This window comes from Psychrobacillus syltrankelensis (assembly GCF_055454035.1).
In genome coordinates this window covers 972,912-999,282 of the sequence record NZ_CM144227.1, presented here as the reverse complement: position 1 = coordinate 999,282, position 26,371 = coordinate 972,912, and the positions used below count along the sequence as shown (strand labels likewise).

Genomic DNA, 26,371 nt, shown 5'->3' with positions numbered 1-26,371 from the left:
CTTTTATTAGTTGGAATTGGCTGGGGATTAATATATTGGCTCTTTTTCGCTCCGAATGGTAATTTGTAAATTAATCAAATTTCGTGTAAGATAGAAAAAATTTCTTTAAGAAATTAAAAGAGGGTCATTAATATGTTGCTACGTTATAAAAAAGCATTTGAAAAAATTTCTATGGGGCTTTTATCCTTTATGCCACAAGAAAAAGATGTTAAAAAGTTATTGGAAACAATTCATCAATATGAAACTAATCCGAATTGGCACTTGTTCTTATGGAAAAGAGATGAGGATTTAGTTGGGATAGTTGGTGTTAGAATGGATGATACAAATGGAATTATTCAGCATATTTCGGTTAATCCTTCGCATCGAGGAGAAGGAATAGGGAAAGAAATGATTCAAAATTTACCATCGATTCTACATACAACATCTATTCAACCATCAGAAGACACTAAGTCTTTCTTTGAAAAATGTCAGACAGAAAATGAAGAGGAATGACGTTACCATTTGTCATCTCTTCTTTTTTTGCTTTTTTCTCGTTCCTCAAGTATTTCTGAACGATCTCTTAGCATATGCTTATGAATAAGAAAATGTAATTCATCACTATTTTTGATCTTCAGTTTGTTAACTAAAGAGAGTAATTCAGAATCTATAATTTGAATAGAAAAAGGTTGAAATTCACTTATTTTTTGCATTAGTAAGAGAGAGTTTGTTGTACTTTGCATGATGTCTTTAAAGTCTAGTGTTGTAAAAAAAGAAGAATCGTATGTTTCAATAAACCGCTTAATGCTCTTATTCATTGTTTTAATAGCCCCTGGAATATTTCCTCTTCGCCAATGATACATACTTGTGGACATTAGTATAAAGGCTGTTAAGGGATGATTCTTTTGTCTTGGTGCTATCTCTTTCCAGTAATCTTCTAACACTTCGTGGCATTCAAAATAGTCATTGGTATCATTAAATTCTTTAAGAAATTGTACAAATTTAGGATGGAATGTAGGGTGCAATACAATCACCTTTCCTCTATAATGATGTTAAAAACCGATAATAGGTGGAGTTATATGTCGTATGAAGTAAAAACAGAGGCATTTGAAGGACCTCTAGATTTATTATTACATTTAATAAATCGTTTGGAAATAGATATATATGATATTAAAATGGCAGAAATCACTTCTCAATATATGGAGCATATTCATGCTATGCGAGTATTAGAGCTTAATGAGGCAAGTGAATACTTGGTGATGGCGGCTACATTATTGTCCATTAAAAGTAAAATGCTCCTTCCCATCCATCAAGACGATGAGATGGAAGGCGATTTTGATATTTCGTTTAATGATCCTAGAGATGAATTAGTATTAAAATTAATTGAGTATAAAAAGTATAAGGAAGCAGCTAATAGTTTGCATGAGATGGAGGAATCTCGAAGTTTATTTTTTACAAGACCTCCTGCCGATTTAAGTAGTTATCAAGATAATCAGCAACTAGCTTTGTTCGAACTAGATGTTAATGTATATGATATGTTAGGAGCTTTTCAAAAAATGCTCCGTAGAAAGCAATTAAATGTGCCACTTCATACTAGAATTAGTAAACAAGAAATTTCGATAAAAGATCAAATGAAGAGTGTTGTCACAACTTTAAAACAAAGTGGAGGTAAATTATCTTTTTTTGATTTATTCCCGTTGAAAGATAAAATGACAATTGTTATCACGTTTTTATCATTACTCGAACTTATGAAGCGTCAAATTGTTCAAATAGAGCAAAAAAGTAATTTTGAAGAATTATTTGTTCTATTGCGAAAGGAAGTTGTAGATAGTGAATACGACGATGAAATTAAAGAGTAAAATTGAAAGCCTACTTTTTGTAAGTGGAGACGATGGTTTAACAAAAAAGCAACTGGCCTTTTTAACAGATATGTCAGAAGATATTGTAATAGAAACGCTCCAAAAGATGATGATAGATTATGAGGAAAATGAGGAACGTGGCATTGTCATTAAACAACTTGCTGGAGCCTATCAATTTGTGACTAAATTAGATAATGTCCAAAGTATCCAAAAGTTAGTAGAAAATCCTACTTCTCAATCACTCTCTCAAGCGTCCCTAGAAGTGTTAGCTATAATTGCGTATAAACAACCAATTACAAGAGTAGAGATAGAAGATATAAGGGGAGTGAAATCAGAAAGACCAATCTATACATTATCAGCAAAAGGTCTTGTTCAAGAAGTAGGTCGTGCGGAAGGAACGGGAAGAGCTATTTTGTATGGTACTACTACAGAATTTCTTCAATATTTTGGACTCAAGGATATTAAAGCATTACCACCTTTGCCAGAAGAGATTTCAGTAGATGAAATGGAAGACACTGATTTATTTATGACGAAGTTCCAAGAAGCGTTTGTTCAAGAGGAATAACTAAAAGAGGAGTATATATTATATTCAAAAAAACATTTATTTTTTTGTTGCTATTTCTTTTTTGGCAAACAAATAATGTAGAAGCTTCATCATCATATGTTGTGATTGATGCCAAATCTGGTAGATTGCTAGAAGGAAATAATGCGTATACGGAACTTCCAATAGCTAGTTTAACGAAAGTATGGACAGCTTTAATCGTGTTAGATTCTTGTGATTTGGATGAGGAAATAACTATATCAACTAAAGCAGCATCGCAAGAAGGGTCTTCTTTATATTTGCAAGCTGGTGAAGTTTGGACGGTAGATTCTCTTCTTCATGGACTTCTTTTACAATCAGGTAATGATGCTGCTTATGCACTTGCGGAACATACTGGAGGTTCAATTGAGGGATTTGTTCAATTGATGAACGAAAAAATTCAACTTGCAGGGATGGAGCATGCACATTTTACTAATCCTTCTGGACTCCACGATGATAATCATTATGCTTCTGCTTTTGATATGGCTACAATGCTTCAATTAGCTATTCAAAACAAGGACTTCTATAAAATTGCATCTGCTAAAACTTTTAAACCTAAGGAACGAAATGTGACATGGAGAAACAAACATAAGCTTTTGCATTACGAAGATGATGCAATTGCAGGTAAAACAGGTTTCACCAAAAGAGCTGGTAGGACGCTCGTTACTTATTTTAAAAAAGGATCGAAAGAAGTTATTGTCGTAACATTAAACAATTCTAATGATTGGAAAATGCATTCTTCTTTGGCAGACAAAATCTTTTCGAACTATGAAGATGTGAAGGTAGTTGAAAAAGGTAGATATAAATTGTTTAATAAAGAAGTGATCGAGGTTAATCAGGATTACCATTTATTGATGAATAAGAATGAAAAAAAACAATTACAAAATGTACTACATATTCCACGGAAAAAAGATAAAAATAGCGCTTATTTATGGAATGTTTATATAAATAATGAAATTGCTTTACGATTTAATGTAGATAAAATTGAATAAATAATTTTAGAAGACAGTTTTACAAAAAGACTGTCTTCTTTTAATTTATCCGAAAGTATGACATAATTCACTCATGTTAGTGGAAAGAATGGACGAGGTGAACGATTTGGAGAGATTACAAAAAGTACTTGCGCATGCAGGTGTAGCATCAAGAAGAAAGTCAGAAGAATTGATTTTGCAAGGAAAAGTGAAAGTTAACGGTAAAGTAGTGACAGAACTTGGTTTAAAAGTTACCGATGCGGATACAGTGGAAGTAGAGGGTGTAAAATTAGAAAAAGAACAAAAAGTTTACTATTTGCTATATAAACCAAGAGGAGTTATATCCGCTGTAACTGATGATAAAGGTAGAAAGACGGTAACGGATTTGTTACCACATGTTACCGAGCGTCTTTACCCTGTAGGTAGATTGGATTACGAAACATCGGGATTATTATTACTTACAAACGATGGCGATTTTTCATATGCGCTAACGCATCCAAAATTTAAAGTGGACAAAACTTATGTGGCAAGAGTAAAAGGAATTCCACTAAAGGAGCAATTACGTCCGTTAGAACGGGGAATAGTTTTAGAGGATGGTAAAACTGCTCCTGCCCGAGTTAAATTATTATCTTCAGAACGTAAAACAAATAAAGCGATTATAGAGATTACGATACATGAGGGGAAAAATAGACAGGTTAGACGCATGTTTGACGCAATAGGTTTCCCAGTACAGAAGCTAAAAAGGGAACGTTTTGGGTTTTTAACATTGCATAGTCTAAATGCGGGAGAATGGAGAGAACTGTCTACGCATGAAGTCAAACAGTTAAGAGTTCTTGCCGAAACAGGTAAGATAGGCAACTAAAACCAAGATGTTCACAAAGCAGTCAAAAGTCTCAATTTTAACCGTTATTTATTTTGGTATAATAAATAACGGTTATGCTTTGAATTGGAGGAAAAGAAATGGCTCAATCTAAAAAACAGCGGTTGTATATAAGAACCGTAATTTTGGTAGTGCTTACATTAGCAATTGTATTTACTGTGTATTCAAACATAAATAAAGATAAGATTACAGTTCTTCAAGTAGGCGACAAAGCTCCAGATTTCGTTTTGGTTGATATGACAGGAAATGAGCATAGACTGTCAGATTATAAGGGAAAAGGGGTTTTCTTGAACTTTTGGGGAACATGGTGTAAGCCTTGTGCCACTGAAATGCCAGCTATGGACAATCAATATAACATTTATAAAGATCAAGGTGTTCAAACACTTGCTATCAATATAGGTGAATCTGATTTGAAAGTAAATAGTTTTGCAAAACGTTTTGGATTAACATTCCCAATTGCAATCGATCGAAATAAAAGTGTAATGGAATTATACAATATTGACCCATTGCCTACTACTTTTTTAATAAATCCAGATGGTCGGATTGTAAAAATTATAAAAGGTCAAATGACCGAGCAAGATATTGCTAATTTTATGGATCAGGTTAAACCTTCCTAAAGGAGTTCGTTAAAATGGACAAAATAGTTTGTACATGTGGGAACGTAAATCCAGCTGGTACAGAGTTATGTGAAAGCTGTGGACGTCCTTTAAACAATGATGTAAGAGAAAAGAAACTTGTAGATATGCGATATGAAGGTTCTGCAAGACGTTCTCAAACATATAACAAAACAATAATCGATAAAATATGGAATTTCTTTTCTAGTGTAAAAGTTGGTATGTGGATTATTGTTCTAATATTAGTTGCAGCTGCAATAGGAACAATACTTCCCCAAGTTTTTTATGTTCCAGCTTCTAGTGAAGCAGATATAGCAGCATATTATGAAAGAATTTATGGCACTTTCGGAAAACTTTATTATGAATTAGGATTATCTGATTTATATAGCTCCTGGTGGTTCCAAACTTTAGTTGGTATGCTAGGAATATCGTTAGTTATAGCCAGTTTAGACCGAGTAATTCCTCTTTATAAATCATTAAAGAAACAAAAAACAAAAAGGCATATTAGTTTTCTAAGTAGACAACGAATCTATGGGTTTGGGGAAGTAGAGGTTCCTAGTGAATCACTAAACAAGGCGGAAGAAAAGTTAAAATCATTGCATTATAAAGTGAAACGCGATGGAAATGCTATTTTAGCCGAAAAGGGACGTTTCTCAAGATGGGGACCTTATATCAATCATCTTGGTCTAATTCTATTTTTATTTGGAGTCATGTTGCGGGCAATCCCAGGTTTTTATGTCGATGAAACTATGTGGCTTAGAGAAGGGGAAACTCTACATATACCCAAAACGGATGGGTACTTCTTGGAAAGTAAACAATTTACTTATGAGACTTATACAAAAGAAGAATCTGCAGCTGTTTATGGTGAAGCTATTGACCGAGTTGGTTCTATCGCTAAAAATTATCAGACGGATGTTACCTTATACAAAGGTTCAGACAATGCAGTTGCTGGAAAACCAGAGGATTTAAAATTTGTAAAAGATGCATCTATTCAAGTAAATAAACCTCTTAAATTTAATAACTTTTCCGTGTTTCAAATGGATTTCCGTTTGGATGAGTTAAAATCTATGACATTTCAATTGCAGGACAAAGCTACTAAAGAATCCTTCGGAGATTTCACTATTAATTTAGCTAATCCTCAACCTGAATATGATTTGAAAAATGGTTATAAAGTAGAAGTATTAGATTATTATGCGGACTTTACAGGATTTGAAGATGGAGTTCCACAATCAAAGTCTCCACTTCCAAACAATCCAGCATTTTTAGTGAAAATGTATAGTCCTGAATTTCCAAAGGGTGAAACAAGCTTTGTTATGATAAAAGAAACACTAGAACCGCTTGGTGAAACTAAACATAAAATTGCTTTCCAAAGTGTTGAAACAAGAGACGTCTCTGGTTTAACAATTCGAAAAGACCTAACACTTCCTATTCTTGGACTTGGAGGACTTATATTCATGATCGGAGTAGCCCAAGGTTCGTATTGGAACCATCGTCGTATTTGGTTGCAGCTACTAGAAAATGGACAAGTTGTAATTGCCGCACATACAAACAAAAACTGGCTAAGCATCAGAAAAGATTTAGATGCTCTGTCAGCAGTTGCTGTTCTTCCACCATATGAAGATCAATCAGATTTAGATTCTAAAGTAGAAAAAGCGGAAGGGGTATAATTTTATGGATATGGTATCACTTAGTAGTTCCTTATTGTTAGTTGCGTTTATCGCTTATTTAATAGCAACCTTTTTATTTGGAGGCGCAGTAAGGGGATCTAGCTCTGAGGCTTCAAAGTCTTTTGAACGTTGGGGTAAATTAGCAATAAGTGTAACGATTCTTGGTTTTATCGCTAATATTGGTTATTTTATTACTAGATGGATTGCAGCTGGACATGCTCCAGTAAGTAATTTGTTTGAGTTTACAACTGCCTTCGGTATGATGGTCGTTGGGGCATTTATCTTAATTTACTTTCTTTATAGAATTCCAGCCCTAGGTCTTTTTGCATTACCTATCGCTATCTTAATTATTGCTTATGCAAGCATGTTTCCAAAAGACATTACTCCATTAATACCTGCTCTTAAAAGTTACTGGTTAACAGTCCATGTAATAACAGCAGCACTTGGTGAATCCATTTTAGCAATCAGTGCTGTAGCAGGTTTGATTTGGTTATTAAAAAATATTGATTTAACTAAAAAATCTAAACAACGCTTTTGGATAGAAGCAGTTATGTACGTAGGTGTGTTAGTTCTAGGATTTGTTGTTGCAACTACCTCTTTCTCTTTAGCAGATTATAAAGCTGAGTATAATTATGTAGATAAAGAAGAAAAAACAGCTAAAATTGAATATGATATGCCTCCTATTTTTGGGATGAATAAATCGGAAGCAATTACAGAGAATGCTATGGTTCCATTAGTAGAAATGCCACCACTTGTAAATGCAAAAAAACTAACAATCGTAACTTGGTCTGTTATTTTTGGAACCGTATTATATATATTACTGCGTTTAATATTACGTAAACGTATTGCAGCAGTACTACAACCATTTGCAAGAAAAGCAAACTCTCAGTTTATGGATGAAATAGGTTATAGGTCGGTTCTTATTGGATTCCCAGTTTTTACACTTGGTGCACTAATTTTCGCGATGATTTGGGCACATGAAGCTTGGTCAAGATTTTGGGGTTGGGATCCTAAAGAAGTTTGGGCGCTTATTACTTGGCTTTTTTATGCAGTATTCTTACATCTACGTCTAACAAAAGGTTGGCAAGGTGAGAAATCAGCTTGGTTAGCATTAATAGGATTTATCATTATTATGTTTAACTTAATTGCCGTAAACCTGATCATTGCAGGTCTACATTCTTATGCTTAAGATTTTTTAGCTCATATCTCTTCATAAAAGAGGTGTGAGCTTCTTTCATTTTGTGAACACAAATTGTACAATAAATAGTAGAAGTTGATAGAGAGGTATGATAAATATGTCTGAAATGATTAAACTTTTAGTAGTGGATGATGAAGATCGAATTCGACGCCTGTTGAAAATGTATTTAGAAAGAGAAGGCTATGAAGTTGAAGAAGCAGAAAATGGTGAAGTCGCTTTACAACTTGCATTAGAAAATGAATATAGTTGCATATTATTAGATATCATGATGCCCGAAAAAGATGGTATTGAAGTAATTACTGAATTGCGCGAGCATAAAGAAACCCCTGTTATTATGCTAACTGCTAAAGGTGAGGAGGCAAATCGGGTAGAAGGATTTGAACTAGGAGCAGATGACTATATAGTGAAACCTTTTAGTCCAAGGGAAGTAGTTTTGCGTATTAAAGCTATTCTTAGACGTTCTTCCGTGTTGTCTCCAGTGCAAGGAACGTCTGCATCAAAAGATATCGTTGTATTCCCTCATTTAACGATTGACCACGATGCTCACCGTGTAACAGCGGATGGAGTAGAGGTTAGTTTAACTCCGAAAGAGTATGAATTACTCTATTTCTTGGCGAAGGCACCTGATAAAGTATTTGATCGGGAACAATTACTGAAAGAAGTTTGGCATTATGATTTCTTCGGTGATCTTCGTACTGTAGATACCCATGTAAAACGTTTACGTGAAAAGTTAAATAGAGTTTCCGAAAAATCTGCGAAAATGATTGTAACCGTTTGGGGTGTTGGTTACAAATTTGAGATTGTCAATGAATAGAATTTGGAATAGTGTTGTCGGGAAGCTATGGGGAACCATACTGCTTCTCGTTTTATTTGTGTTGTTTATTGTAACCGTTTTAATGCTAGAATTTTTGGAAAATTTTCATACTCAGCAAGCAGAAGAAACATTAAGACAAGAGGCAGCAACGATTGGGAAAATAGTTGAACAATACGATAAAGTGGAAGATTCCCTTCAAATCATAAAAGATATTCTAGGAGCAGAGACAAACGCTTTAATCGTCAGAAACTCTGAATCTGTTTTTTTATCGGTTCATGATGGATTAAACAAAGATGTGATAAAGAATAAATTATTGAAAGATCCTGACCTTACGAAAGTTTATATATCGAATAATACAATTATTAAAAAAATGTTAATGCCATCCATGACAAAAGAAGACCAAATGGAATCTTATATTATTTTAGCCTCGCCTTTTGAGTCAGATAAGGAAATTCATGGAGCAGTCTTTATTTACCAAAGCTTAGAAGTCGTAAACAAAACTTCTAATCATACAACAAGAATAGTTTTTTTATCTGGTTTTATTGCATTACTCTTAACTACCATGTTTTCGTTCTTTTTAACTTCCAGAATTACCTCTCCCTTAAGAACGATGCGAGAAGCTGCTTTAGAATTAGCAAAAGGAAATTTTGAGACGAAAGTTCCTCAACTACAAAGGGATGAGATAGGCGAGCTAGGATCGGCATTTAATCGAATGGGCAGACAGTTAAAACATCATGTGGAAGTAATTAACCAAGAAAAAGAACAGCTTTCTAATATCTTAACTTCTATGACCGATGCAGTTATTACATTTAACAAAGACTTTAATGTATTGGTCAGTAATCCTCAAGCTGATAAACTCTTTAAAAAATGGAATATTGATAACGAAACAAAGGATAAATCTCACTTACCAGCAGAGTTATACCATTTACTCGATCATGTATTTAATTTTGAAGAAGAATTAGAAGAAGAGCTTGAGATTAAAGGATTCTACTTCGATATATCTATTAGTTTGCTTTATAGTAAAGACTCGGTAAGGGGAGCAGTTGTTGTTCTTAGAGATATGACCGAACAGCATCGATTAGACAAAATGCGTTCAGATTTTATTGCCAATGTATCACATGAGCTTAGAACACCAATTTCCATGCTTCAAGGGTATAGCGAAGCGATAATAGATGATGTAGTTACGACAGAAGAAGATAGAAAAGAAATGATTCGTATTATCTATGATGAGTCAAAACGTATGGGCAGATTAGTAACAGAGCTTTTAGACTTAGCACGTCTAGAGTCGGGATATTTAAGTATTTACAGAGAGAAAGTCTCCATAATTCCAACGATCGAACGAATTACGCAAAAGTTTGATCAAATAGCAAAGGAAAAAAGTGTTCAATTAAAGTTTGAACAAAAACTTATAGAACCCCTATTTCTAGAAATAGATGAGGATCGTATGGAGCAAGTACTTACGAACTTAATCGATAATGCATTGAGACACACGGAAGAAAACGGCATAGTAACCGTGAGATTATTTCAACGGAACCATCAATTGATTGTTGAAGTGGAAGATACAGGATATGGTATTCCAAATGAAGATCTTCCTTACGTATTTGAACGTTTCTATAAAGCAGACAAAGCAAGAACAAGGGGGAAAAGTGGAACTGGTCTTGGGCTAGCTATCGCTAAAAATATTGTAGAGCGTCATGATGGTAATTTATCCGTAGAAAGTGAACTTGGCGTAGGTACAAAATTCATTATCAGGTTGCCCATGATTTAGTGAAACAAAAAAGGTTCATGAACGACTAATTGAAAGAACGGGGGGAGCATATGAATGACTCCGTTTTCCACCGCTTGTATGATAGTTATCATCAAGACGTTTTTCAGTTTCTCATCTATTTGGTTAAAAATAGACAAACTGCGGAAGACTTGGTCCAAGAGGTATATGTGCGTGTTCTTAGGGCGTATAGCAGATTTGAAGGGAAGAGCTCAGAGAAAACATGGCTATTTTCAATCGCGAAAAATGTTGCCATTGATCATTTTAGGAAACAAACAGTAAGGAAAAAAAGGTTGTTCGAGTCTTTTGATTGGGAAACAATGCAGCTTGCTTCGACTGAAATGCTTCCAGAAGACTCGGTGCAATTAAACGATGAAATGAGGTCTTTACTCATCGCATTGGATGATTGTACAGGGGATCAAAAAATGGTTATTATTATGCGTTATTTTCAGGAACTTTCCATTGCTGAAACAGCTCAAATTTTAAACTGGACAGAAGGGAAAGTAAAAACAACTCAACATCGAGCGATAAAAGCTCTTCGTGAACGATTGTCTGTAACAGAAAAGGAGGGTAATGTTCATCATGAGTGAATGGAAAAAAGATGAAGAAGCACTAGATGAGCTTTTAAATAAAATGCCCAAATTTACAGATCAACGTTCAAAAGAAGATGTGTATAAACGGGTGAAAATGGAAATAGAAAATCAAAAGATTAATGAAAAAAGACGAACTACTCGTGTAACTTTAACAAAGTGGCTACCTTTTGCTGTTTCTATTGCCTCCATCCTTATTCTTACGTTTTTAGTTTCATCCTTTTTCAATGATAAAGAATCTTCTTTGATTGCAAGCAAATCCATTGAACAAAAGAGCAATAAAATGTCAGATATGCGTTCAATGGATACTAACGAGAAAGCAACTCTAACAAGTGATGATACGGAAACTGAACAATCTAACTCAATGATGACAATTTCTAGTTTTGATGATTCTCATATAGAGTTAGTACCATTGGACAAAACCAACTCAGTTTACAAAGAAAGTTTAAATGGGGGAACAGTATTTCATTTTTCGTTAATAGAGAATGCATTATCTGTTCCGATCACAATAATAATTCCAAAGAAACAAATGGAAAAAGATTTTCCTAACATGAATCCGAATAGTATTCAATTATATGAACGTTTTGGTAGCCGAATTGACGAAGAAGCATTGGGGTTTGATGAATATCATCCATATAAAGGGTACTTCATAGAGGAAGGCAAGATTTTGAAGCATTATTTGCCTGAGAACCATGGATACGACATTGCTTCAGGTACACTAGGTCCGTATTGGGGTTCAATCAATGAAATATTTAATGATTTCGATTCCATTGAAGTATTAAATGAAGACGGTTCACCAATTGAGTGGAATCAGGTAGGGACTCTGAATGAACCAATTAAATTGGATGGAAAGCTAGGTTATCATAATTATTTTTACTACGTTGCCCAAAGTGGAAAAAGCTATTTATCACCTAATTTTAGTGCTAAGTACAATTCTATCTCAGAAGCATTTTTGGCAATGAAAGAGTCAAATAACGACATCTATACTTCAGTCATTCCATCCAATGTTACGTTTGACTATTCTAATGTTGGTGGTAAAGCAATTATTCGATTTACCGATCCACTAGATTTGAAAACTATGGATTCATTTGCTGCAACGGGACTAATTGAAGCATTTGCTCTTACAGCTGCCAGCTTTGGAACAGAAGTGAAGCTAGAAAATGTTGTTCAACAGCAATGGGCAGAATTTGATTTATCAAAATTTCTTCCAATTCCATTAGGTCCTAACGGTTTTATTATGGAAGAAAAATAATTTTTTTGAATGCTAGCCATTAGTAATCTTATTGGTTAGCATTCTTTTTATGCATCTATATTGAAACAGTTGTATTGCACGTCTGTTTTATTTTTGTTAAGATGATAGTAATTCAAGATATTATCTTGAAGAAAAAAAATATTGATTCATCTTCGGGGCAGGGTGTAATTCCCGATCGGCGGTATTAGAAGATTTTTTTCTTGAGCCCGCGAGCCGTTAAGGCAGGATTTGGTTAAATTCCAAAGCCGACAGTATAGTCTGGATGGGAGAAGGTGAAGGTACAGTCGTTTTTCGTATACTCAAGTACGGATACGCTTATTTTAGTGTGCCTTGTTTCTCCCTTAAGCAATTTTTTTAGCTTAAGGGATTTTTTGAGTACGGAATACGTTCTGAACTTTTCTTCTTGTGGAGTGAATCGCAAAAGGAGAGAGTATATTATGTCAAAAAGTAAGACGCGAATGCTTATTGCAATCGCTATGTTAAGTAGTGTTTCGTTTGTATTGATGCTACTTGCATTTCCATTACCAGTGTTACCAGCCTATTTGAAGGTAGATTTTAGTGATATACCTGCATTAATTGCAGCAATTACAATGGGTCCGATTGCAGGTATTCTAGTAGCATTACTAAAAAACGTATTAGATTGGTTGTTTTCTGGTAGTCCTACCGGTGTCCCAGTAGGGCATATGGCTAACTTTGTAACAAGTATTTTATTTTTAACACCGGTATATGTAATTTATCGCAAAGCATCATCTTCAAAAGGGATTATGTATGGTCTATTCTCTGGAACTATATCTATGGCAATAGGGATGAGCGTGCTTAATTATTTTGTGTTTTTACCTATGTATTCCTATTTTTTGAATTTCCCTATGGAGACAGGTACTGCGCTATTTAATACGATTATTTTCGGTATTTTACCGTTTAATTTAATAAAGGGTATTTTAGTGACGATTGTAATGATAGTTTTATTTAAGCGAATGAAGCCATTGCTTGATAAGGTGAACAGAACATTCAGCATTCCAAATACTAATTAAAATAAGGTCGTTTCTCTTTTTAAGAGAAACGACCTTTTATTTAAAGAAAGAATATGGATTATTGGTTATCTTCTTGCAAAAACAGTGTTCAGAGTAGTTTAAAGAATTAAATAATACCGCGGATTTCCGTTTCAGGTGGACGCTTTCCGCGGGGTGAGCCCATCACCGCCGCTTACGCGTTCGTTGTGATTGCTCATCTGTCTCCGAGGAACAAAGGCTAAGAACGCCACATCGTGTGGCAACGCCTTCGTGACCAACATCCAGTTGGCCTCCCGCTGGAGTCGCCACCTTTCACTCCAATCTATAAAGTGAGTGGTACTTAAGTAAGAGATGCTATTGCTAGCGAAAACAATTTTTTGCACCTTGCAAATACGAAAGAAACTTCGCAAAGTTTGGCACTTTCATTTGCTAATCCCTATGACAAGCGGAACTAGGGGAAAAAATAAATAGGTTTTAAAGGTAAGGAAGGGGAGAGCTTACGAAATTGTATCTTCGGAAGCTCTTAGATGAGTAGGGGGAGCATTTTTTCTCTCATTATCAAAACCAAACGCATTATGTCCACACATATTCCAAGAGGTCAACGGACAAATATCCGTCACAAGATTACCAAAAAAATGGATCGTGAAGTGACTCAGTCACTTCACGATCCAAAAAGTAAATGGTAATAATGTAGCCTATGTTTCGTCCAAAGTACTCAGGAATTAGTGAAGACAAAATACACTTAAAGTGACTCTTGCGCTTTTTTTATTCAAACTTTAATGCGTCGCCTTCAAATGATTCATCTGCCACTTTAATAGAATCAGTTGGGCAACCTTCAAATGCATCTTCCATATCTTCTAGTAATTCGTCTGGTACTTCAGCAGTACCCATGTTATTATCTAGGATAACGAAAGCAATACCTTCATCATCATAATCGTATATATCTGGTGCAGCGGCACCACAAGCTCCACATGCGATACATGTATCTTTATCTACAATTGTATATTTAGCCATTACAATATTCTCTCCTTTATATCTACTTACAAGAATAAGCTATCTTATTCATTCTAAAGGTGTTTACTCGACATTTCAACAAAAATACATTTAAGATGAGAGGTATTTCAATTGTATTTTCAACAACTGTTATTATTAATCATCCATAAATTTCAAGGTGAGAGATCATCTACAGCACCATTTTATTTGTTAAAAGGAAAAAAATCTGGACAAACAATTCAGGATGTTACTTATTTTAACTTACATCCATTTTTCTCAATTTATCCTAAAATATCAAAAGAAGAATATGATGAAGAAATTTCAACATTATTATTTAATGGATATATTAATATAAATGAGTCAACCATTTCATTAACGGAAAAAGGTTTACTTTTAGTCAATTCAATGAAAAAGCCTTTATATAATGGTTGGTTATATAGAGGAAATGAACTTATTTTTTGGGGTAGAGTCGAGTTAGTTGTACAAACATTGTCCAATTTTCAAGCGAATGAAAGAAGGTTTATTCCAAATCAAAAAAGTCTTGAGATTCATCAATTTGTAAAGAACTATTTATTAACGAGGAACTTTCAAGATAAAACATTTGTAGTTGCAATTAAGCAACAATTAGAGCGATTATTTGAAGATCCAATTTTTCAAGATATACACCCTGAGTTATTTGTTTATCGACTAAGTGGAAATGATAAAAGTGGGAATACATGGGAGCAACTTGCTCGGCATTACAATAAAAGAATTATCGATTTGAAACTGTTATTTATTGAATGCTTACATATTATTTTACAAAAGTTAACTCTCGAAAAGTTTCCTGACTTGTTTATACTTACTGAAAATATTGAAGTGCATACTCCGCTCACTGACTCAGCAACGAAAACTTATGAGTTATTTGCAAAAGGGTATGGTATCAAAAAAATTGCAGAATTGCGATCTTTAAAATTAAATACAATTGAAGACCATGTAGTTGAAATAGTCTCTGCAAAACGCGATTTTCCCTACATTTCTTTTATTTCTGCGGAACAAATACGAAAAGTATTGTATATATCCAGGAAGTTACAAACCAAAAAAATTAAAAGTATTAGAGAGCAGTTACCGGAACTTAGTTTTTTCCAAATAAGAATTGCACTCACGAAAGGAGAAGAGGTAAATGGATGAGTTAATTGAGATACTTCAACGAAAATTCGGTTACTCATCTTTTCGAGAAGGGCAAGAAGAAATAATCCAACAAGTCCTAAAAGGAAGAGATGTAGTAGCTATTTTACCAACTGGAATGGGAAAATCGTTATTATTTCAATTACCAGCTTATTTGATGGAAGGTACGGTAGTTATCGTTTCACCATTATTATCACTCATGCAGGATCAAGTGGAACAATTAAAAATGTTGGGAGAAAAACGAGTTGTAGCAATTAATTCGTTTTTAACTTTTGAACAAAAAAAATTCGTCCTTCAAAATTTACGAGCTTATAAATTTATATTCACTTCTCCTGAAATGCTTCAAAATGAACGTTTTAAAAAAGCACTTTCTAATATTGAAATAGCATATATAGTAGCGGATGAAGCTCATTGTATTTCGCAATGGGGTTTTGATTTTCGGCCAGATTATTTGAGAATTTCTACATGGCTAGAAGCTTATCCTAATTTGCGAGTTCTTGCTTTAACAGCTACAGCAACAAAAAATGTTATTCAAGATATAAAAAGCACTTTACATATGAAAGAACCATATGAATTTATTCATTCGTTAGATCGTCCCTCTATTGCGTATGAAGTACAACAATTGGAAAATAAAAAAGAGAAACTAGCATGGATTTTAGGACGAATAAAAACAACTAATGGTCCTGGGATTTTATATACTCAATCTCGAAAAAAAACGGAGTTTTATGCAGAGGAATTACGGAATAGAGGAGTTAGAGTTGCTTTTTATCATGCGAAAATGGAGCAAGATGATCGCGTTTTAATTCAGCAACAGTTTCAACAAGGTGAATTGGAATGGATTTGTGCAACAAATGCTTTTGGAATGGGTATACATAAAAATAATATTCGACAAATAATTCATGATCATATTCCAACATCAATGGCTAGCTATATGCAAGAAGTCGGAAGAGCCGCAAGAGATGGTGAACAATCTGTAGCCTCGCTTGTATATACAGATTCAGACGTCGAGCAAGCCTTTTACGTTGCAATGCAGGACTTTCCCCAGGAAGATGATATAAAACTTGTCTATCAATCGGAAAATAAACAAATACAACTCCCTGAAACGACTTTTCGTATTTTAAATTATTGGAAAGAGATTTTAACTGAACAAGAAACAACTAAATTGTTTAATGACATCAAAGCGAAGAAATGGACCGAAATACAGCAATTGTTTAACTTATTTCGAAATGAAAAGTGTATAAGGGAGCAACTGTTAAACAACTTCGAAGAACAATTAAATGAACGGCCGGTAAACTGTTGTAGTGTTTGTTCGTTTGACATTCATCGCGTGCTCACAAAAAGAATCGAACAGGATGAAGAGAAAAGACAACTCAATTGGAAACTCAGGCTAAATGAATTGCTTCCACAGTAATATTGTTGGGAAGTTTACTTTTTCTACAAAATTCGTCATAATAGAATTAGAAAAGAAGGAAATGAATGGAGTTCGAACAATATGAAACAAGATGATTACCAAAAAAAAATAGATGAGCATAGACAGTCAATTGGTGTTGAGGAAGATATGACGGAGTCTAGAAGAAGTAGAAGATCCAGCTACACAAAGAAAAAAAAGAAAAAAACTAAAAACCTATTAATACCTACATTATTTTTTATCTTTATTTTAATACCAGTTTGTTTTTTAATTTATGTTCAATTTTTCTACACTGGAAAGGTTGAAGACGTTGCAAGTCCAGGTGTCATAACAGTTGAAACAAAACCGATTTCTAATACTGGTAAAGATGACAATAAGGAAGATAATGAAGAGAATAAAACAGAGATTGTTGAAGAACAAAATCCAAAAGAGACTATACCAGAAACTGAAATAAAAGAAAATTCTAAAGTAGAGGAACCAAAAAAAGAACAACAAACAGAGCCAAAAACAGAAACAAAAGAGGTTTCTCAGCAAAAAACACATATAGTTCAAGCTAATGAGACACTCTATCGAATAGCTATTAATTATTATAAAGATCCTAACGCAGTGGAAAAAATAAGAGCTGCAAATGGACTAAAATCTAACAGTATTTCAGCTGGTCAAAAACTCATCTTACCTTAAAAATTAGAAGAAGGGATATTAAGCGCATTTGTCGAATATATATCATTAATCTGTAATGGAAGAGGTGCTTATATGTTTGTTAAAAGTGTAATGATTCCGAAAGAAAAATGTTTGACTGTAAATGGTAATGCTTCTTTGATGGAAGCACTCCAACAATTAGATGAGAAAGAAATTGATGCATTACCGATAATTGAAAACGGAATGTATAAAGGAATGTTTAATAAATATCTTTTATACAAAGCCTATTTCTATAGTGATGTCGACAGAGAAATCTTCTTAAACCAAACGACTGTAATGGATGTAGTTGTAAGAGAAGATGTCTTCGTAAATATAGATGATGTTTTTGAAAGTGCATTAATAAAGTTGTATGATTTTCCAATCATCGCAGTATTAGATGAGGGAAAATTTCTTGGAATAGTGACTAGATACGATACAATTACTCAATTCCGTAGCGCATTCGGTATGAATAGTAAGGGAACAAGAATAACATTTACCTCTGTTGAATCAGAAGGGCGAATATTAAAAGTATCCGATATATTACACAAATATCATACACCTGTCATTTCATTAGTTACATTTGATGAAACGGATAAACTTGCGCGCAGAATTGTTTTAAAAATTGACAATGATGAGAAACTGGAAAAGATTATAGCAGATTTTGAAAAGTCCGGTTTTCGTGTATTACACATTTTTAAAGATTCATAATCAGCTCGATAAATGTGATACTGGACAGGGGATATCCCTGTCCTTTTGTATTTTTAAGTAGGAGGATTTTTTTAGTGAATTATCTTATTTTACTTTTTATAATCTTCATTGTTATTTTACTTTTGTATATGCTGACTTTAGCATTTCAAGTTAACGTAAAAAAACATTCCATCATCATTAAAGAAATGAAGGATGGGGAACAGTTTCATGTATTTTTTATCTCAGATATTCATCGAAGAAAAATACCAGAGAAACTAATTAATTCTCTTCAAGGGAGAGTAGATATAGTCGTGATTGGAGGGGATTTAACCGAAAAAGGAGTCCCAATAGCACGAACAAAGGCAAACATCATGCAGTTAAGTAAACTAGGAATCGTTTATTATGTATACGGTAATAACGATCGAGAAATAGGAGAAAAGCAATTAAATTCAATATTAAACGAATATGATGTACACATATTAAACAATACATCTACAGGAATAATAATTGGTCAATCAATAATTCGTCTTGTTGGAATTAATGATGGATTTAGTGGTAGGGTTAAAATATATGATGCGTTTCAGAATGTATCTAAAGATGATATTATTATTTTTGTATCTCATGCACCAGAATTCTTTCATAATGCTAAAAAAATAATTTGCCCACATCTATTGTTGGCAGGCCATTTACATGGCGGCCAAATACGATTTGGTCCATTTGGTATTTATGAAAATGGTACGTTTAGGCAAAAAGAAAATAGCTCAGAACTTATTAGTAATGGATTTGGTACAACAGGTGTTCCTTTAAGACTAGGGGCAAAGTCAGAATGCCATATTATTACCTTATTTGGAAAAGTAGACGAAAATAATTAGAAGTAAGATGGAAGGAAGTTTTAAGGTTGGAACAAAATGTTGACGTACTAATTGTTGGTGGGGGTCCATGCGGATTAGCTGCGGCAATTTCTATACAAGAAATTGGATTAAATTATGTTGTTATTGAAAAAGGAAATATTGTTGAAGCAATTTATAACTATCCTACACACCAAACCTTTTTCAGTACGAGTGAGAAATTAGCGATTGGTAATGTACCATTTATTGTTGAAGAAAGAAAACCAAAAAGAAATCAAGCCTTAGTTTATTATAGAGAAGTTGCAAGATTAAAGGACATTAAAGTAAATAAATATGAACATGTAAAAACTGTTGAAAAAATAGAAAATAATTTCCTAATTACTACTTCAAAAGCGATCTATACATCCCAATATGTAATATTTGCTACAGGTTATTATGATCAACCAAATTATATGAACATCCCTGGTGAAGAGTTACCAAAAGTATTTCACTATTTTAAAGAAGGTCATCCTTATTTTGCTCAAGATGTTTTAGTAATCGGTGGTAAAAACTCTGCAATTGATGCAGCCCTAGAGTTGCACAAAGCAGGAGCAAATGTGACTGTTTCATATCGAGGTAGTGATTATTCTCCAAGTATTAAGCCTTGGATTTTACCAGAATTTGAGGGGCTTGTTCGGAATAGAGAAATTGACATGTTTTTTAATACAGAAGTCCTTTCCGTTGATGAACAGTTCGCATATTTAAAGGGATCAAATGGTAAATTTCAAATTGAAAATGATTTTGTATTTGCAATGACAGGTTATCATCCCAATCATTCTTTTTTAGAAAAAATGGGAGTCCAAATCGATCCTGTGACTGGAAGGCCGTCAATTAACGAGGTGACAATGGAAACGAATGTAAAAGGTGTTTTTATAGCAGGCGTTATTGCTGCAGGTAACAATGCAAATGAAATTTTCATTGAGAACGGACGTTTTCATGGTGGGCAAATTGCTCAAGAAATAGCTAGAAATCGACAAGACAGTTAAAATTCCTTTCACTTTTAACAGACTAAGAAAGTATATATATTTTTTGGCCATGAAAAATAGGAAGTCTACACCAAATAAAGAATTAAAAGAACTCCCGAGATTGTATCTTCGGGAGTTCTCTGTATGAGTAAGAAACAATCTTTTCTTTTATTATCCAAAAGGGTTTAAACCTATTTCTAAAGTCGTAAAAGAGCGACTTGTCAAGGTAGACATAGGCGCTTGTGCATTTCTTAAATAGAAAAAATATTATCCATTGCTTTGCTTTGATCGGAATGATTAAGTGCAATAAGTAGCGCGAGTCTCGCTTTTTGTCCATTTAAACCTTTTGTGAAAATTACACCTTTTTCTTTTAAACCTTTTCCACCACCAGTGTATCCATATACATCCTGTGCGATTCCATTAAAGCATCTAGAAACAAGCACAATCGGTATCTCTTTTTTCAAAATTTCTTCAATAATTGGAACGAGGCTTGGCGGTACGTTTCCTTGACCTAATGCTTCTAAAACAATTCCGTCATAACCTAATTTTACTGAAGCTTCTAATAAATCTGGCTCCATTCCTGCATATACTTTAAATAATGCCACCCTTTTCGTGATAGCTTGAATTGGGAACACGGCACGATGATTAGGCGAATGATGAAAATGGACAATTGATTTTGAAATAAAACCAATTGGTCCATATTGTGGACTCTGGAATGTACTAACATTGCTGGCATGGGTTTTTGTCACGTTTTCCGCTGTGTGTATCTCATCATTTAATACTACTAGAACTCCCTTTTCTTTTGCATCATCTGAACATGCAACTTTAACTGCAGACAATAAATTGTATAGCCCATCTGATCCAATTTCATTGGAAGAGCGCATTGCTCCTGTAAGAACGATTGGGATTGCTGTTTCCACAGAAAGGTCTAGAAAGTATGCCGTCTCTTCCAGTGTGTCTGTTCCATGGGTAATAACAACACCATCAATTTTCATTTCCTTAGTATAGCGTTCAATTAACTGCTTTAAAATGAGCATTTCTGTTGGCGTTACATGAGGGGAAGGTAGGTTGAAAGCTTCTATTTCAATAATATTAGCGTGTTCTTTAAGTTTTTCTCCCTCAAATATAAGGGGATTATTATCTGTCGGTATGACTGCTCCTGTCTCTGCTTGTACCTGCATGGAAATTGTTCCACCAGTATGAATTAGTAATATAGTTTTCAAAAAAATACCTCCGTAATTTTTACAAATTATCTAAAATGTAATGTATAATAAAAATTGGCCACACTCATATGTGATCAATGGATGGAATAGATTTACTTTATATTTCATCCTCAAGCACAAGTACCGCTTACGGAATAATTACGTCGAAGCAAATGATTTAAGTGGAAGGAGTAAAAATATGTTCATACTACTTTCCGTTGCAATTGCTCCGGCACTTGCGCTTTTAAGTTATTTCTATTTAAGAAGAGAAATTTCAGAAGAACCTTCAAAATTATTGTTACATACATTTATATATGGCGCCATATTAACTTTCCCAATATTATTTATACAACATGTAATCGAGGAAGAAAAAGTACTATCCTCTATTTTTGTTCATCAAGCCTTAGTAACAAGTGCGTTAGAAGAATTTTTTAAATGGCTAATCTTAATTATTGCTATTTATAAACATGTTGAGTTTGATGATCCTTATGATGGAATTTTATACGGAGCTAGTGTTTCCCTTGGGTTTGCAACCGTAGAGAATATACTATTTTTATTAAATTATGGAATGGACCAGGCTTTTTTACGTGCATTACTACCGGTTTCAAGTCACGCATTATTTGGTGTAGTGATGGGATATTATTTAGGAAGAGCTAAATTTACCGATTCTAAAACGGCTAAATTTGAAATTACTTATTCATTTCTAACTTCATTTGTGTTGCACTGTATTTATAATAGTATACTATTTATTAATGGAATTGACTTGATTTTAATCGTTCCTTTCATGTTATTTTTATGGATATTTGGTTTATCTAGAGTAAAGAAAGCCCATATATTTATGCGGACTAAAAGATTTGAAAACCATGAATATTTTGTAAAAGAGAAATCTAGCTAAATGCTAGATTTTTTTTGTATATTTAGGGATTTATTATCCAAGCTATGTATAAAGGAGAGATGTCGTTTGAAACAAATAAAATACATCCTTATTAGCTTGGTCATTTGTACGATTAGCTATTCATTCATCAATCAAGGAGAATCTACACAGGCTTTCTCCACTCAAATATTAGAGCGTGGAGCTTTTGGTGATGATGTGATTGAATTACAGGCTAGACTCCAATTCATCGGATATTATAAAAGCGAGATTGATGGGAAATTTGGATATAGCACCTACTGGGCGTTAAGGAACTTCCAAGAAAAATATGGACTTCCAGTTGATGGTTTACTAGGAGAAGCAACAAAGAAAAAGCTTGTTAGTGCTTCAGAATTTAACAAAGCATGGGTACATGAACAAATAAATAAAGGAAATAGTTTTACCTATTATGGTGGCACAGACTTAGGAAAACAAGTAAAAAACAAGAAGGCTGAAAGTACTAAAATGCAACTTCCACCGAAATACTCAGAAAAAGATTTAAAAATTTTAGCAAATGCAGTGTATGGTGAATCAAGAGGTGAACCATATGAAGGGCAAGTAGCAGTAGCTGCTGTAATTTTAAATAGGGTAGAGCATCCGGATTTTCCAAATACAATTTCTGAAGTAATTTTTCAACCATTAGCATTTACTGCGGTAGCTGATGGTCAGATTTGGTTAGAGCCAAATGAAAGAGCTAAAGAAGCGGTTCTAGATGCATTGAACGGTTGGGATCCTTCGGAAAATGCAATCTATTATTTCAACCCGAAAACAGCAACTAGTAAATGGATTTGGTCACGACCACAAATTAAAACAATCGGACAGCATATTTTTTGCTCATAAGGAGATAAAATGAAAAAATTTATATGGATAATTGCTTCTGTCGCTGTCATATTCCTTGTGTATCATTTTTCTGTCCAAAGTAAGAATACACGTTTAGAAAATGCGCTTGCTATACAATATTCCAATCAATTAACTTCAGCATCTGAAAAACTGACAAAACTAAGTGACTCCATTGATCAAACTCTAATGTTCAAAGACAAACAGGCACTTGATAAACCTCTTGATGAAGTTTGGAGACTATCCTCCGATGTAAGAGCATCCATTTCTGCCTTACCTATAGATCACGAAACTTCAACTGTATGGATGAACTATTTAACGAGAATAGGTAATGGTGCATCTCTTGTGAAGACTGGGAAAGTACCAATAGAAGAATGGCAAAAAAATATGACATCTGCCCGTGAAAATTTAAGAGAACTATCCGATCAATGGGCATTTACGACTAAAGATGGAGGAAAAAAAGATTATATTGTGAATCAATTTGTATTAAATAAAGTAAATAAAGATAATGAAAATACTTGGAAAGCACTAGGTAATTCTGTAAAAGCTTATACGGAAAGCGACTTTCCAATGACAGCTAGTGAAACAGATAATCAAAAAAAGAAGGATCTGCAACATATTCAAGATTCGGAAGTAAGTATTGATCAAGTAAAAAACAAATTTGCAAAGTTATTTCCCGAATTAAAGGATGCAACAATTCATATTACGGAAAGCTCAAACAACGCTCCATATCCTTTTTATCATATACAGTATCACAAGGGTATACGTATTGGTTATGCGGACTTTACGAAAAAAGGAGGACATTTATTATCTTTTTTAATGGAAAGACCGTTTGAAAAAACAACTATTAGCGTGGAGCAGATGAAAGAAAAGGCGAAGGGTTATATGAAGTCATTTGATTATGCAGATACTGAAATGGTAGATTTTCGAGAAAATAATATTGCTTGGCATTTAGCCTTTGCAAGAATAGATGCAAATAATAAAGCGCTTATCTATGCTGATGGAATACAGTTAAAAATAGCAAAAGATAATGGTGAATTGTTAGGATTAAATGCAATGGAATATATTCAAAAAGAAAAAATCGAGCCACAAGCAATTAAACCATTAAATTATAAAGAGTTATTTTCAAATAATTTTTCTGTGGAAGAAGAAAGATTGTCATATGTAGAAAACAAGGAACTACAACAACGCTTGGCCTATGAAATTTTGACTAAAAATGATTCTATTGGCACATACAAAATTTATATTGATACAGAAAATCATGAGATTTTAAACGCAGAAAAACTACCATAACTAAAGCAGTTGTAGCATTCCTGTTACAAAAAAGGTTTTTTTGATAATTGGAATAAAAAGTACTAGTGTCTTTAAAATATTTTATAGAAATTAATTCCTTTAAGTGTCATAATAGAACTATAATCACACTTAAAGAGGGATTACTTATGAAAATCAAACTAGGGACGATTCTAATACTAGAACCGACTTTTGTAGAAAAAGAAGAGAAATATCGTTGTAAAGTAGTTGATTTAGATGAACATTTTGTTTATGTAGATTATCCAATTGACATCGCGACAAATAGAACTGTATTTTTAACTGAAGGTGCTCAAATTCGTGCAACTTATGTGGAAGAATCGAAAGCTGCTTTCGCTTTTCAAACTGAAGTATTGGGAAAAAGAAAAGGACAAATTCCGATGATTAAGCTTTCTTGGCCTGGTGATTCGGAAATTATTAAAATCCAAAGAAGAGATTTCGTACGTGTTAGTACATCTTTGGATATTTCAGTCCAGTTTGAAGATAAAAGATATCAATTTGTAACCGATGATATCAGTGCTGGTGGATCAGCTGTTATATTAAATCGAGAAGTTGAATTTAAAGATGGAGACGAAATCTCTTTAATACTTCCGCTTGCATTTAATAATGGTGACATTAAGTATGTTTCAACCACCGCAACAGCTATACGAATATGGGAAAGAGGGCAACAAAAACTTGCGTCTCTACAATTTACAGATACAGATGATATGGATAAACAACAGATTGTTCGATTTTGTTTTGAGCGTCAACTACTTTTAAGAAAAAGAGAAATGAATTAAAAGTCTGTGAATACAGGCTTTTTTTTTACGTAACGTTTTATGATAAAATAAACTTGAATAGAGTGGAGGGCTACATTATGACAAAACAAATACAAATAGCAATTGATGGTCCTGCAGCGGCTGGAAAGAGTACGATTGCCAAAAAAACTGCAGAACTACTAGGATATACATATGTGGATACAGGGGCAATGTATCGAGCAATAACGTATAAAGCAATCCAATTTAACATAGATTTGCAAGACGGTGAAAAGTTAACGAAATTATTAGATGAAACATCTATTGAACTGAAGCCGTCTTCAAGAGGACAAATAGTATTTTTGGATAATGAGGAAATAACTGAGGAAATTCGTTCCGAAGAAGTAACTGCTTCTGTTTCAATTGTTGCAGCACATGCTAATTTACGAGAAGAAATGGTATTAAGACAGTTAGAAATGGGGAAAAACGGCGGTATAGTTATGGATGGTCGTGATATTGGGACTCATGTATTAACAAACGCAGAGCTAAAAGTATTCATGTCTGCAAGCGTAGAAGAAAGAGCAAAAAGACGTTTTCTAGAAAATCAAAAAAGAGGGATCAGTACAAATATAGAAATCCTTATGAAAGAAATAGCACTTCGAGACAAAATGGATAGTGAACGGGAAGCTTCTCCGCTAATAAAAGCAGAAGATGCGATATTCATTGATACAACTTCTCTTACTATAGAACAAGTATCAGAGAAAATTATGGAACTTGCAAAAGAAAGGATGATCTAATATGTACCTCTATTCATTTGCGAAAACTGTAGTATATGCAGCTTTAAAACCAATTTATCGATTTGAAGTAATCGGAGCAGAGAACTTTCCTAAAGACGGAGGCATTCTCTTATGTTCCAACCATATAGAAGCACTGGATCCACCTGTTGTTGGTATCAATGCTCCTAGACCAGTACATTTTATGGCAAAAGAAGAATTGTTTCATATTCCTATTCTAAAAAGCATTCTTCCTGGGGTTAACGCATTTCCTGTAAAAAGAGGAATGAGTGATCGTGATGCTCTTCGACGCGCTATAAAACTTTTAAAGGATGGAGAAGTAGTAGGACTTTTTCCAGAAGGAACGAGAAGTAAAGATGGAACGTTAGGAAAAGGTTTTAGTGGAGCAGGTTTCTTTGCACTCAGAGGAGAAGCTAATGTAGTACCTTGTGCAATTATTGGTCCATATAAGCCTTTTAGAAAGTTAAAAATTGTTTTTGGTGAAATGATTGATATAGAACCATTTCGAGAGCGAAAAGCATCTCCAGATGAAGTAACAGAGGTTATTATGTCAAACATCAGTCAATTACTTGAACAATATAAAAAATGAAATAATCAATTTTTTAAAATTTGATAAGGGCTTCCTTTT

At 33.8% G+C, this 26,371-nt stretch carries 28 protein-coding genes and 1 riboswitch; of the genes, 25 read left to right on the top strand and 3 right to left on the bottom strand.

Going from position 1 to position 26,371, the window contains the following annotated elements; all coding sequences use genetic code 11:
* Nucleotides 1–132: 132 nt before the first annotated feature.
* Entirely contained in the window at nt 133–492 is a 360-nt protein-coding gene (locus ACTSKG_RS05145) for a GNAT family N-acetyltransferase (RefSeq protein ID WP_464757071.1), read from the top strand.
* A gap of 2 nt (nt 493–494) precedes the next feature.
* On the opposite strand, the gene ACTSKG_RS05140 is transcribed toward ACTSKG_RS05145, so the two are convergent.
* Nucleotides 495–1,001 carry a DUF309 domain-containing protein gene (locus ACTSKG_RS05140; protein ID WP_464757070.1) on the bottom strand — a complete coding sequence of 169 codons (507 nt, stop codon included), beginning with the start codon at nt 999–1,001 and terminating at the stop codon, nt 495–497.
* A gap of 54 nt (nt 1,002–1,055) precedes the next feature.
* Here ACTSKG_RS05140 and ACTSKG_RS05135 point away from each other — a divergent pair, with 54 nt between their 5' ends.
* From ACTSKG_RS05135 to ACTSKG_RS05080, 12 genes are all read left to right on the top strand, one after another.
* A complete protein-coding gene (locus ACTSKG_RS05135; protein ID WP_464757069.1) occupies nt 1,056–1,835 on the top strand; it encodes a segregation/condensation protein A in 780 nt (259 codons plus the stop codon).
* Entirely contained in the window at nt 1,819–2,400 is a 582-nt protein-coding gene (gene scpB, locus ACTSKG_RS05130) for an SMC-Scp complex subunit ScpB (protein ID WP_464757975.1), read from the top strand. Before ACTSKG_RS05135 ends, scpB begins: the two co-directional genes overlap by 17 nt.
* Nucleotides 2,401–2,444: 44 nt before the next feature.
* Nucleotides 2,445–3,407: a D-alanyl-D-alanine carboxypeptidase family protein gene (locus ACTSKG_RS05125; protein ID WP_464757068.1), complete on the top strand. Its 963-nt coding sequence runs from the start codon at nt 2,445–2,447 to the stop codon at nt 3,405–3,407.
* A gap of 106 nt (nt 3,408–3,513) precedes the next feature.
* Entirely contained in the window at nt 3,514–4,248 is a 735-nt protein-coding gene (locus ACTSKG_RS05120; RefSeq protein ID WP_464757067.1) for a pseudouridine synthase, read from the top strand.
* Nucleotides 4,249–4,346: 98 nt separating this feature from the next.
* Complete coding sequence (gene resA, locus ACTSKG_RS05115; protein ID WP_464757066.1) at nt 4,347–4,883, top strand: thiol-disulfide oxidoreductase ResA; 537 nt, start codon at nt 4,347–4,349, stop codon at nt 4,881–4,883.
* Between the two features lie 14 nt (nt 4,884–4,897).
* On the top strand, nt 4,898–6,547 hold the full coding sequence (resB, locus tag ACTSKG_RS05110; protein WP_464757065.1) for a cytochrome c biogenesis protein ResB: 1,650 nt from the start codon (nt 4,898–4,900) through the stop codon (nt 6,545–6,547).
* A 4-nt stretch (nt 6,548–6,551) separates the two neighbouring features.
* The gene (gene ccsB, locus ACTSKG_RS05105; RefSeq protein WP_464757064.1) at nt 6,552–7,736 is read left to right on the top strand and encodes a c-type cytochrome biogenesis protein CcsB; all 1,185 of its coding nucleotides are present in this window, start codon (nt 6,552–6,554) and stop codon (nt 7,734–7,736) included.
* A gap of 106 nt (nt 7,737–7,842) precedes the next feature.
* Nucleotides 7,843–8,559: a response regulator transcription factor gene (locus tag ACTSKG_RS05100; protein ID WP_464757063.1), complete on the top strand. Its 717-nt coding sequence runs from the start codon at nt 7,843–7,845 to the stop codon at nt 8,557–8,559.
* Complete coding sequence (locus ACTSKG_RS05095) at nt 8,552–10,327, top strand: ATP-binding protein (protein ID WP_464757062.1); 1,776 nt, start codon at nt 8,552–8,554, stop codon at nt 10,325–10,327. Before ACTSKG_RS05100 ends, ACTSKG_RS05095 begins: the two co-directional genes overlap by 8 nt.
* Before the next feature lie 50 nt (nt 10,328–10,377).
* Entirely contained in the window at nt 10,378–10,914 is a 537-nt protein-coding gene (gene sigX, locus ACTSKG_RS05090) for an RNA polymerase sigma factor SigX (protein ID WP_464757061.1), read from the top strand.
* Entirely contained in the window at nt 10,907–12,166 is a 1,260-nt protein-coding gene (locus ACTSKG_RS05085) for a hypothetical protein (protein ID WP_464757060.1), read from the top strand. Before sigX ends, ACTSKG_RS05085 begins: the two co-directional genes overlap by 8 nt.
* Before the next feature lie 144 nt (nt 12,167–12,310).
* A riboswitch (FMN riboswitch) is annotated at nt 12,311–12,444 on the top strand.
* A gap of 159 nt (nt 12,445–12,603) precedes the next feature.
* Nucleotides 12,604–13,197, top strand: coding sequence for an ECF transporter S component (locus tag ACTSKG_RS05080; RefSeq protein ID WP_464757059.1), 594 nt, complete (start codon nt 12,604–12,606; stop codon nt 13,195–13,197).
* Nucleotides 13,198–13,941: 744 nt separating this feature from the next.
* Here the strand turns inward: ACTSKG_RS05080 and ACTSKG_RS05075 are convergent.
* Nucleotides 13,942–14,190: a ferredoxin gene (locus ACTSKG_RS05075; RefSeq protein WP_464757058.1), complete on the bottom strand. Its 249-nt coding sequence runs from the start codon at nt 14,188–14,190 to the stop codon at nt 13,942–13,944.
* Nucleotides 14,191–14,301: 111 nt separating this feature from the next.
* Between ACTSKG_RS05075 and ACTSKG_RS05070 the strand changes: the two genes are divergently transcribed.
* The 6 genes from ACTSKG_RS05070 to ACTSKG_RS05045 all read left to right on the top strand — a co-directional run bounded on the left by ACTSKG_RS05070 (nt 14,302) and on the right by ACTSKG_RS05045 (nt 19,979).
* Nucleotides 14,302–15,336, top strand: coding sequence for a YpbB family protein (locus tag ACTSKG_RS05070; protein WP_464757057.1), 1,035 nt, complete (start codon nt 14,302–14,304; stop codon nt 15,334–15,336).
* A complete protein-coding gene (locus ACTSKG_RS05065; RefSeq protein ID WP_464757056.1) occupies nt 15,329–16,744 on the top strand; it encodes a RecQ family ATP-dependent DNA helicase in 1,416 nt (471 codons plus the stop codon). Before ACTSKG_RS05070 ends, ACTSKG_RS05065 begins: the two co-directional genes overlap by 8 nt.
* Before the next feature lie 81 nt (nt 16,745–16,825).
* On the top strand, nt 16,826–17,422 hold the full coding sequence (locus tag ACTSKG_RS05060; protein WP_464757055.1) for a LysM peptidoglycan-binding domain-containing protein: 597 nt from the start codon (nt 16,826–16,828) through the stop codon (nt 17,420–17,422).
* A gap of 72 nt (nt 17,423–17,494) precedes the next feature.
* Nucleotides 17,495–18,127 carry a CBS domain-containing protein gene (locus ACTSKG_RS05055; protein ID WP_464757054.1) on the top strand — a complete coding sequence of 211 codons (633 nt, stop codon included), beginning with the start codon at nt 17,495–17,497 and terminating at the stop codon, nt 18,125–18,127.
* 74 nt (nt 18,128–18,201) lie between these two features.
* On the top strand, nt 18,202–18,978 hold the full coding sequence (locus tag ACTSKG_RS05050; protein ID WP_464757053.1) for a metallophosphoesterase: 777 nt from the start codon (nt 18,202–18,204) through the stop codon (nt 18,976–18,978).
* A 26-nt stretch (nt 18,979–19,004) separates the two neighbouring features.
* The gene (locus ACTSKG_RS05045; protein ID WP_464757052.1) at nt 19,005–19,979 is read left to right on the top strand and encodes a YpdA family putative bacillithiol disulfide reductase; all 975 of its coding nucleotides are present in this window, start codon (nt 19,005–19,007) and stop codon (nt 19,977–19,979) included.
* 230 nt (nt 19,980–20,209) lie between these two features.
* On the opposite strand, the gene ACTSKG_RS05040 is transcribed toward ACTSKG_RS05045, so the two are convergent.
* Nucleotides 20,210–21,181: an asparaginase gene (locus tag ACTSKG_RS05040; protein ID WP_464757051.1), complete on the bottom strand. Its 972-nt coding sequence runs from the start codon at nt 21,179–21,181 to the stop codon at nt 20,210–20,212.
* A gap of 178 nt (nt 21,182–21,359) precedes the next feature.
* Here ACTSKG_RS05040 and prsW point away from each other — a divergent pair, with 178 nt between their 5' ends.
* The 6 genes from prsW (at nt 21,360) to ACTSKG_RS05010 (ending at nt 26,332) form a co-directional block, all read left to right on the top strand.
* Complete coding sequence (prsW, locus tag ACTSKG_RS05035; RefSeq protein ID WP_464757050.1) at nt 21,360–22,055, top strand: glutamic-type intramembrane protease PrsW; 696 nt, start codon at nt 21,360–21,362, stop codon at nt 22,053–22,055.
* Between the two features lie 66 nt (nt 22,056–22,121).
* Nucleotides 22,122–22,910: a spore cortex-lytic enzyme gene (gene sleB, locus ACTSKG_RS05030; protein ID WP_464757049.1), complete on the top strand. Its 789-nt coding sequence runs from the start codon at nt 22,122–22,124 to the stop codon at nt 22,908–22,910.
* A gap of 9 nt (nt 22,911–22,919) precedes the next feature.
* A complete protein-coding gene (locus ACTSKG_RS05025) occupies nt 22,920–24,200 on the top strand; it encodes a PepSY1/2 domain-containing protein (RefSeq protein WP_464757048.1) in 1,281 nt (426 codons plus the stop codon).
* A 146-nt stretch (nt 24,201–24,346) separates the two neighbouring features.
* On the top strand, nt 24,347–24,994 hold the full coding sequence (locus ACTSKG_RS05020) for a flagellar brake protein (RefSeq protein WP_464757047.1): 648 nt from the start codon (nt 24,347–24,349) through the stop codon (nt 24,992–24,994).
* A 77-nt stretch (nt 24,995–25,071) separates the two neighbouring features.
* Nucleotides 25,072–25,746 carry a (d)CMP kinase gene (gene cmk, locus ACTSKG_RS05015; protein ID WP_464757046.1) on the top strand — a complete coding sequence of 225 codons (675 nt, stop codon included), beginning with the start codon at nt 25,072–25,074 and terminating at the stop codon, nt 25,744–25,746.
* 1 nt (nt 25,747) lies between these two features.
* Nucleotides 25,748–26,332 (top strand): lysophospholipid acyltransferase family protein, encoded by a 585-nt coding sequence (locus tag ACTSKG_RS05010; RefSeq protein ID WP_464757045.1) that lies wholly within the window; start codon nt 25,748–25,750, stop codon nt 26,330–26,332.
* Nucleotides 26,333–26,371: the final 39 nt, after the last annotated feature.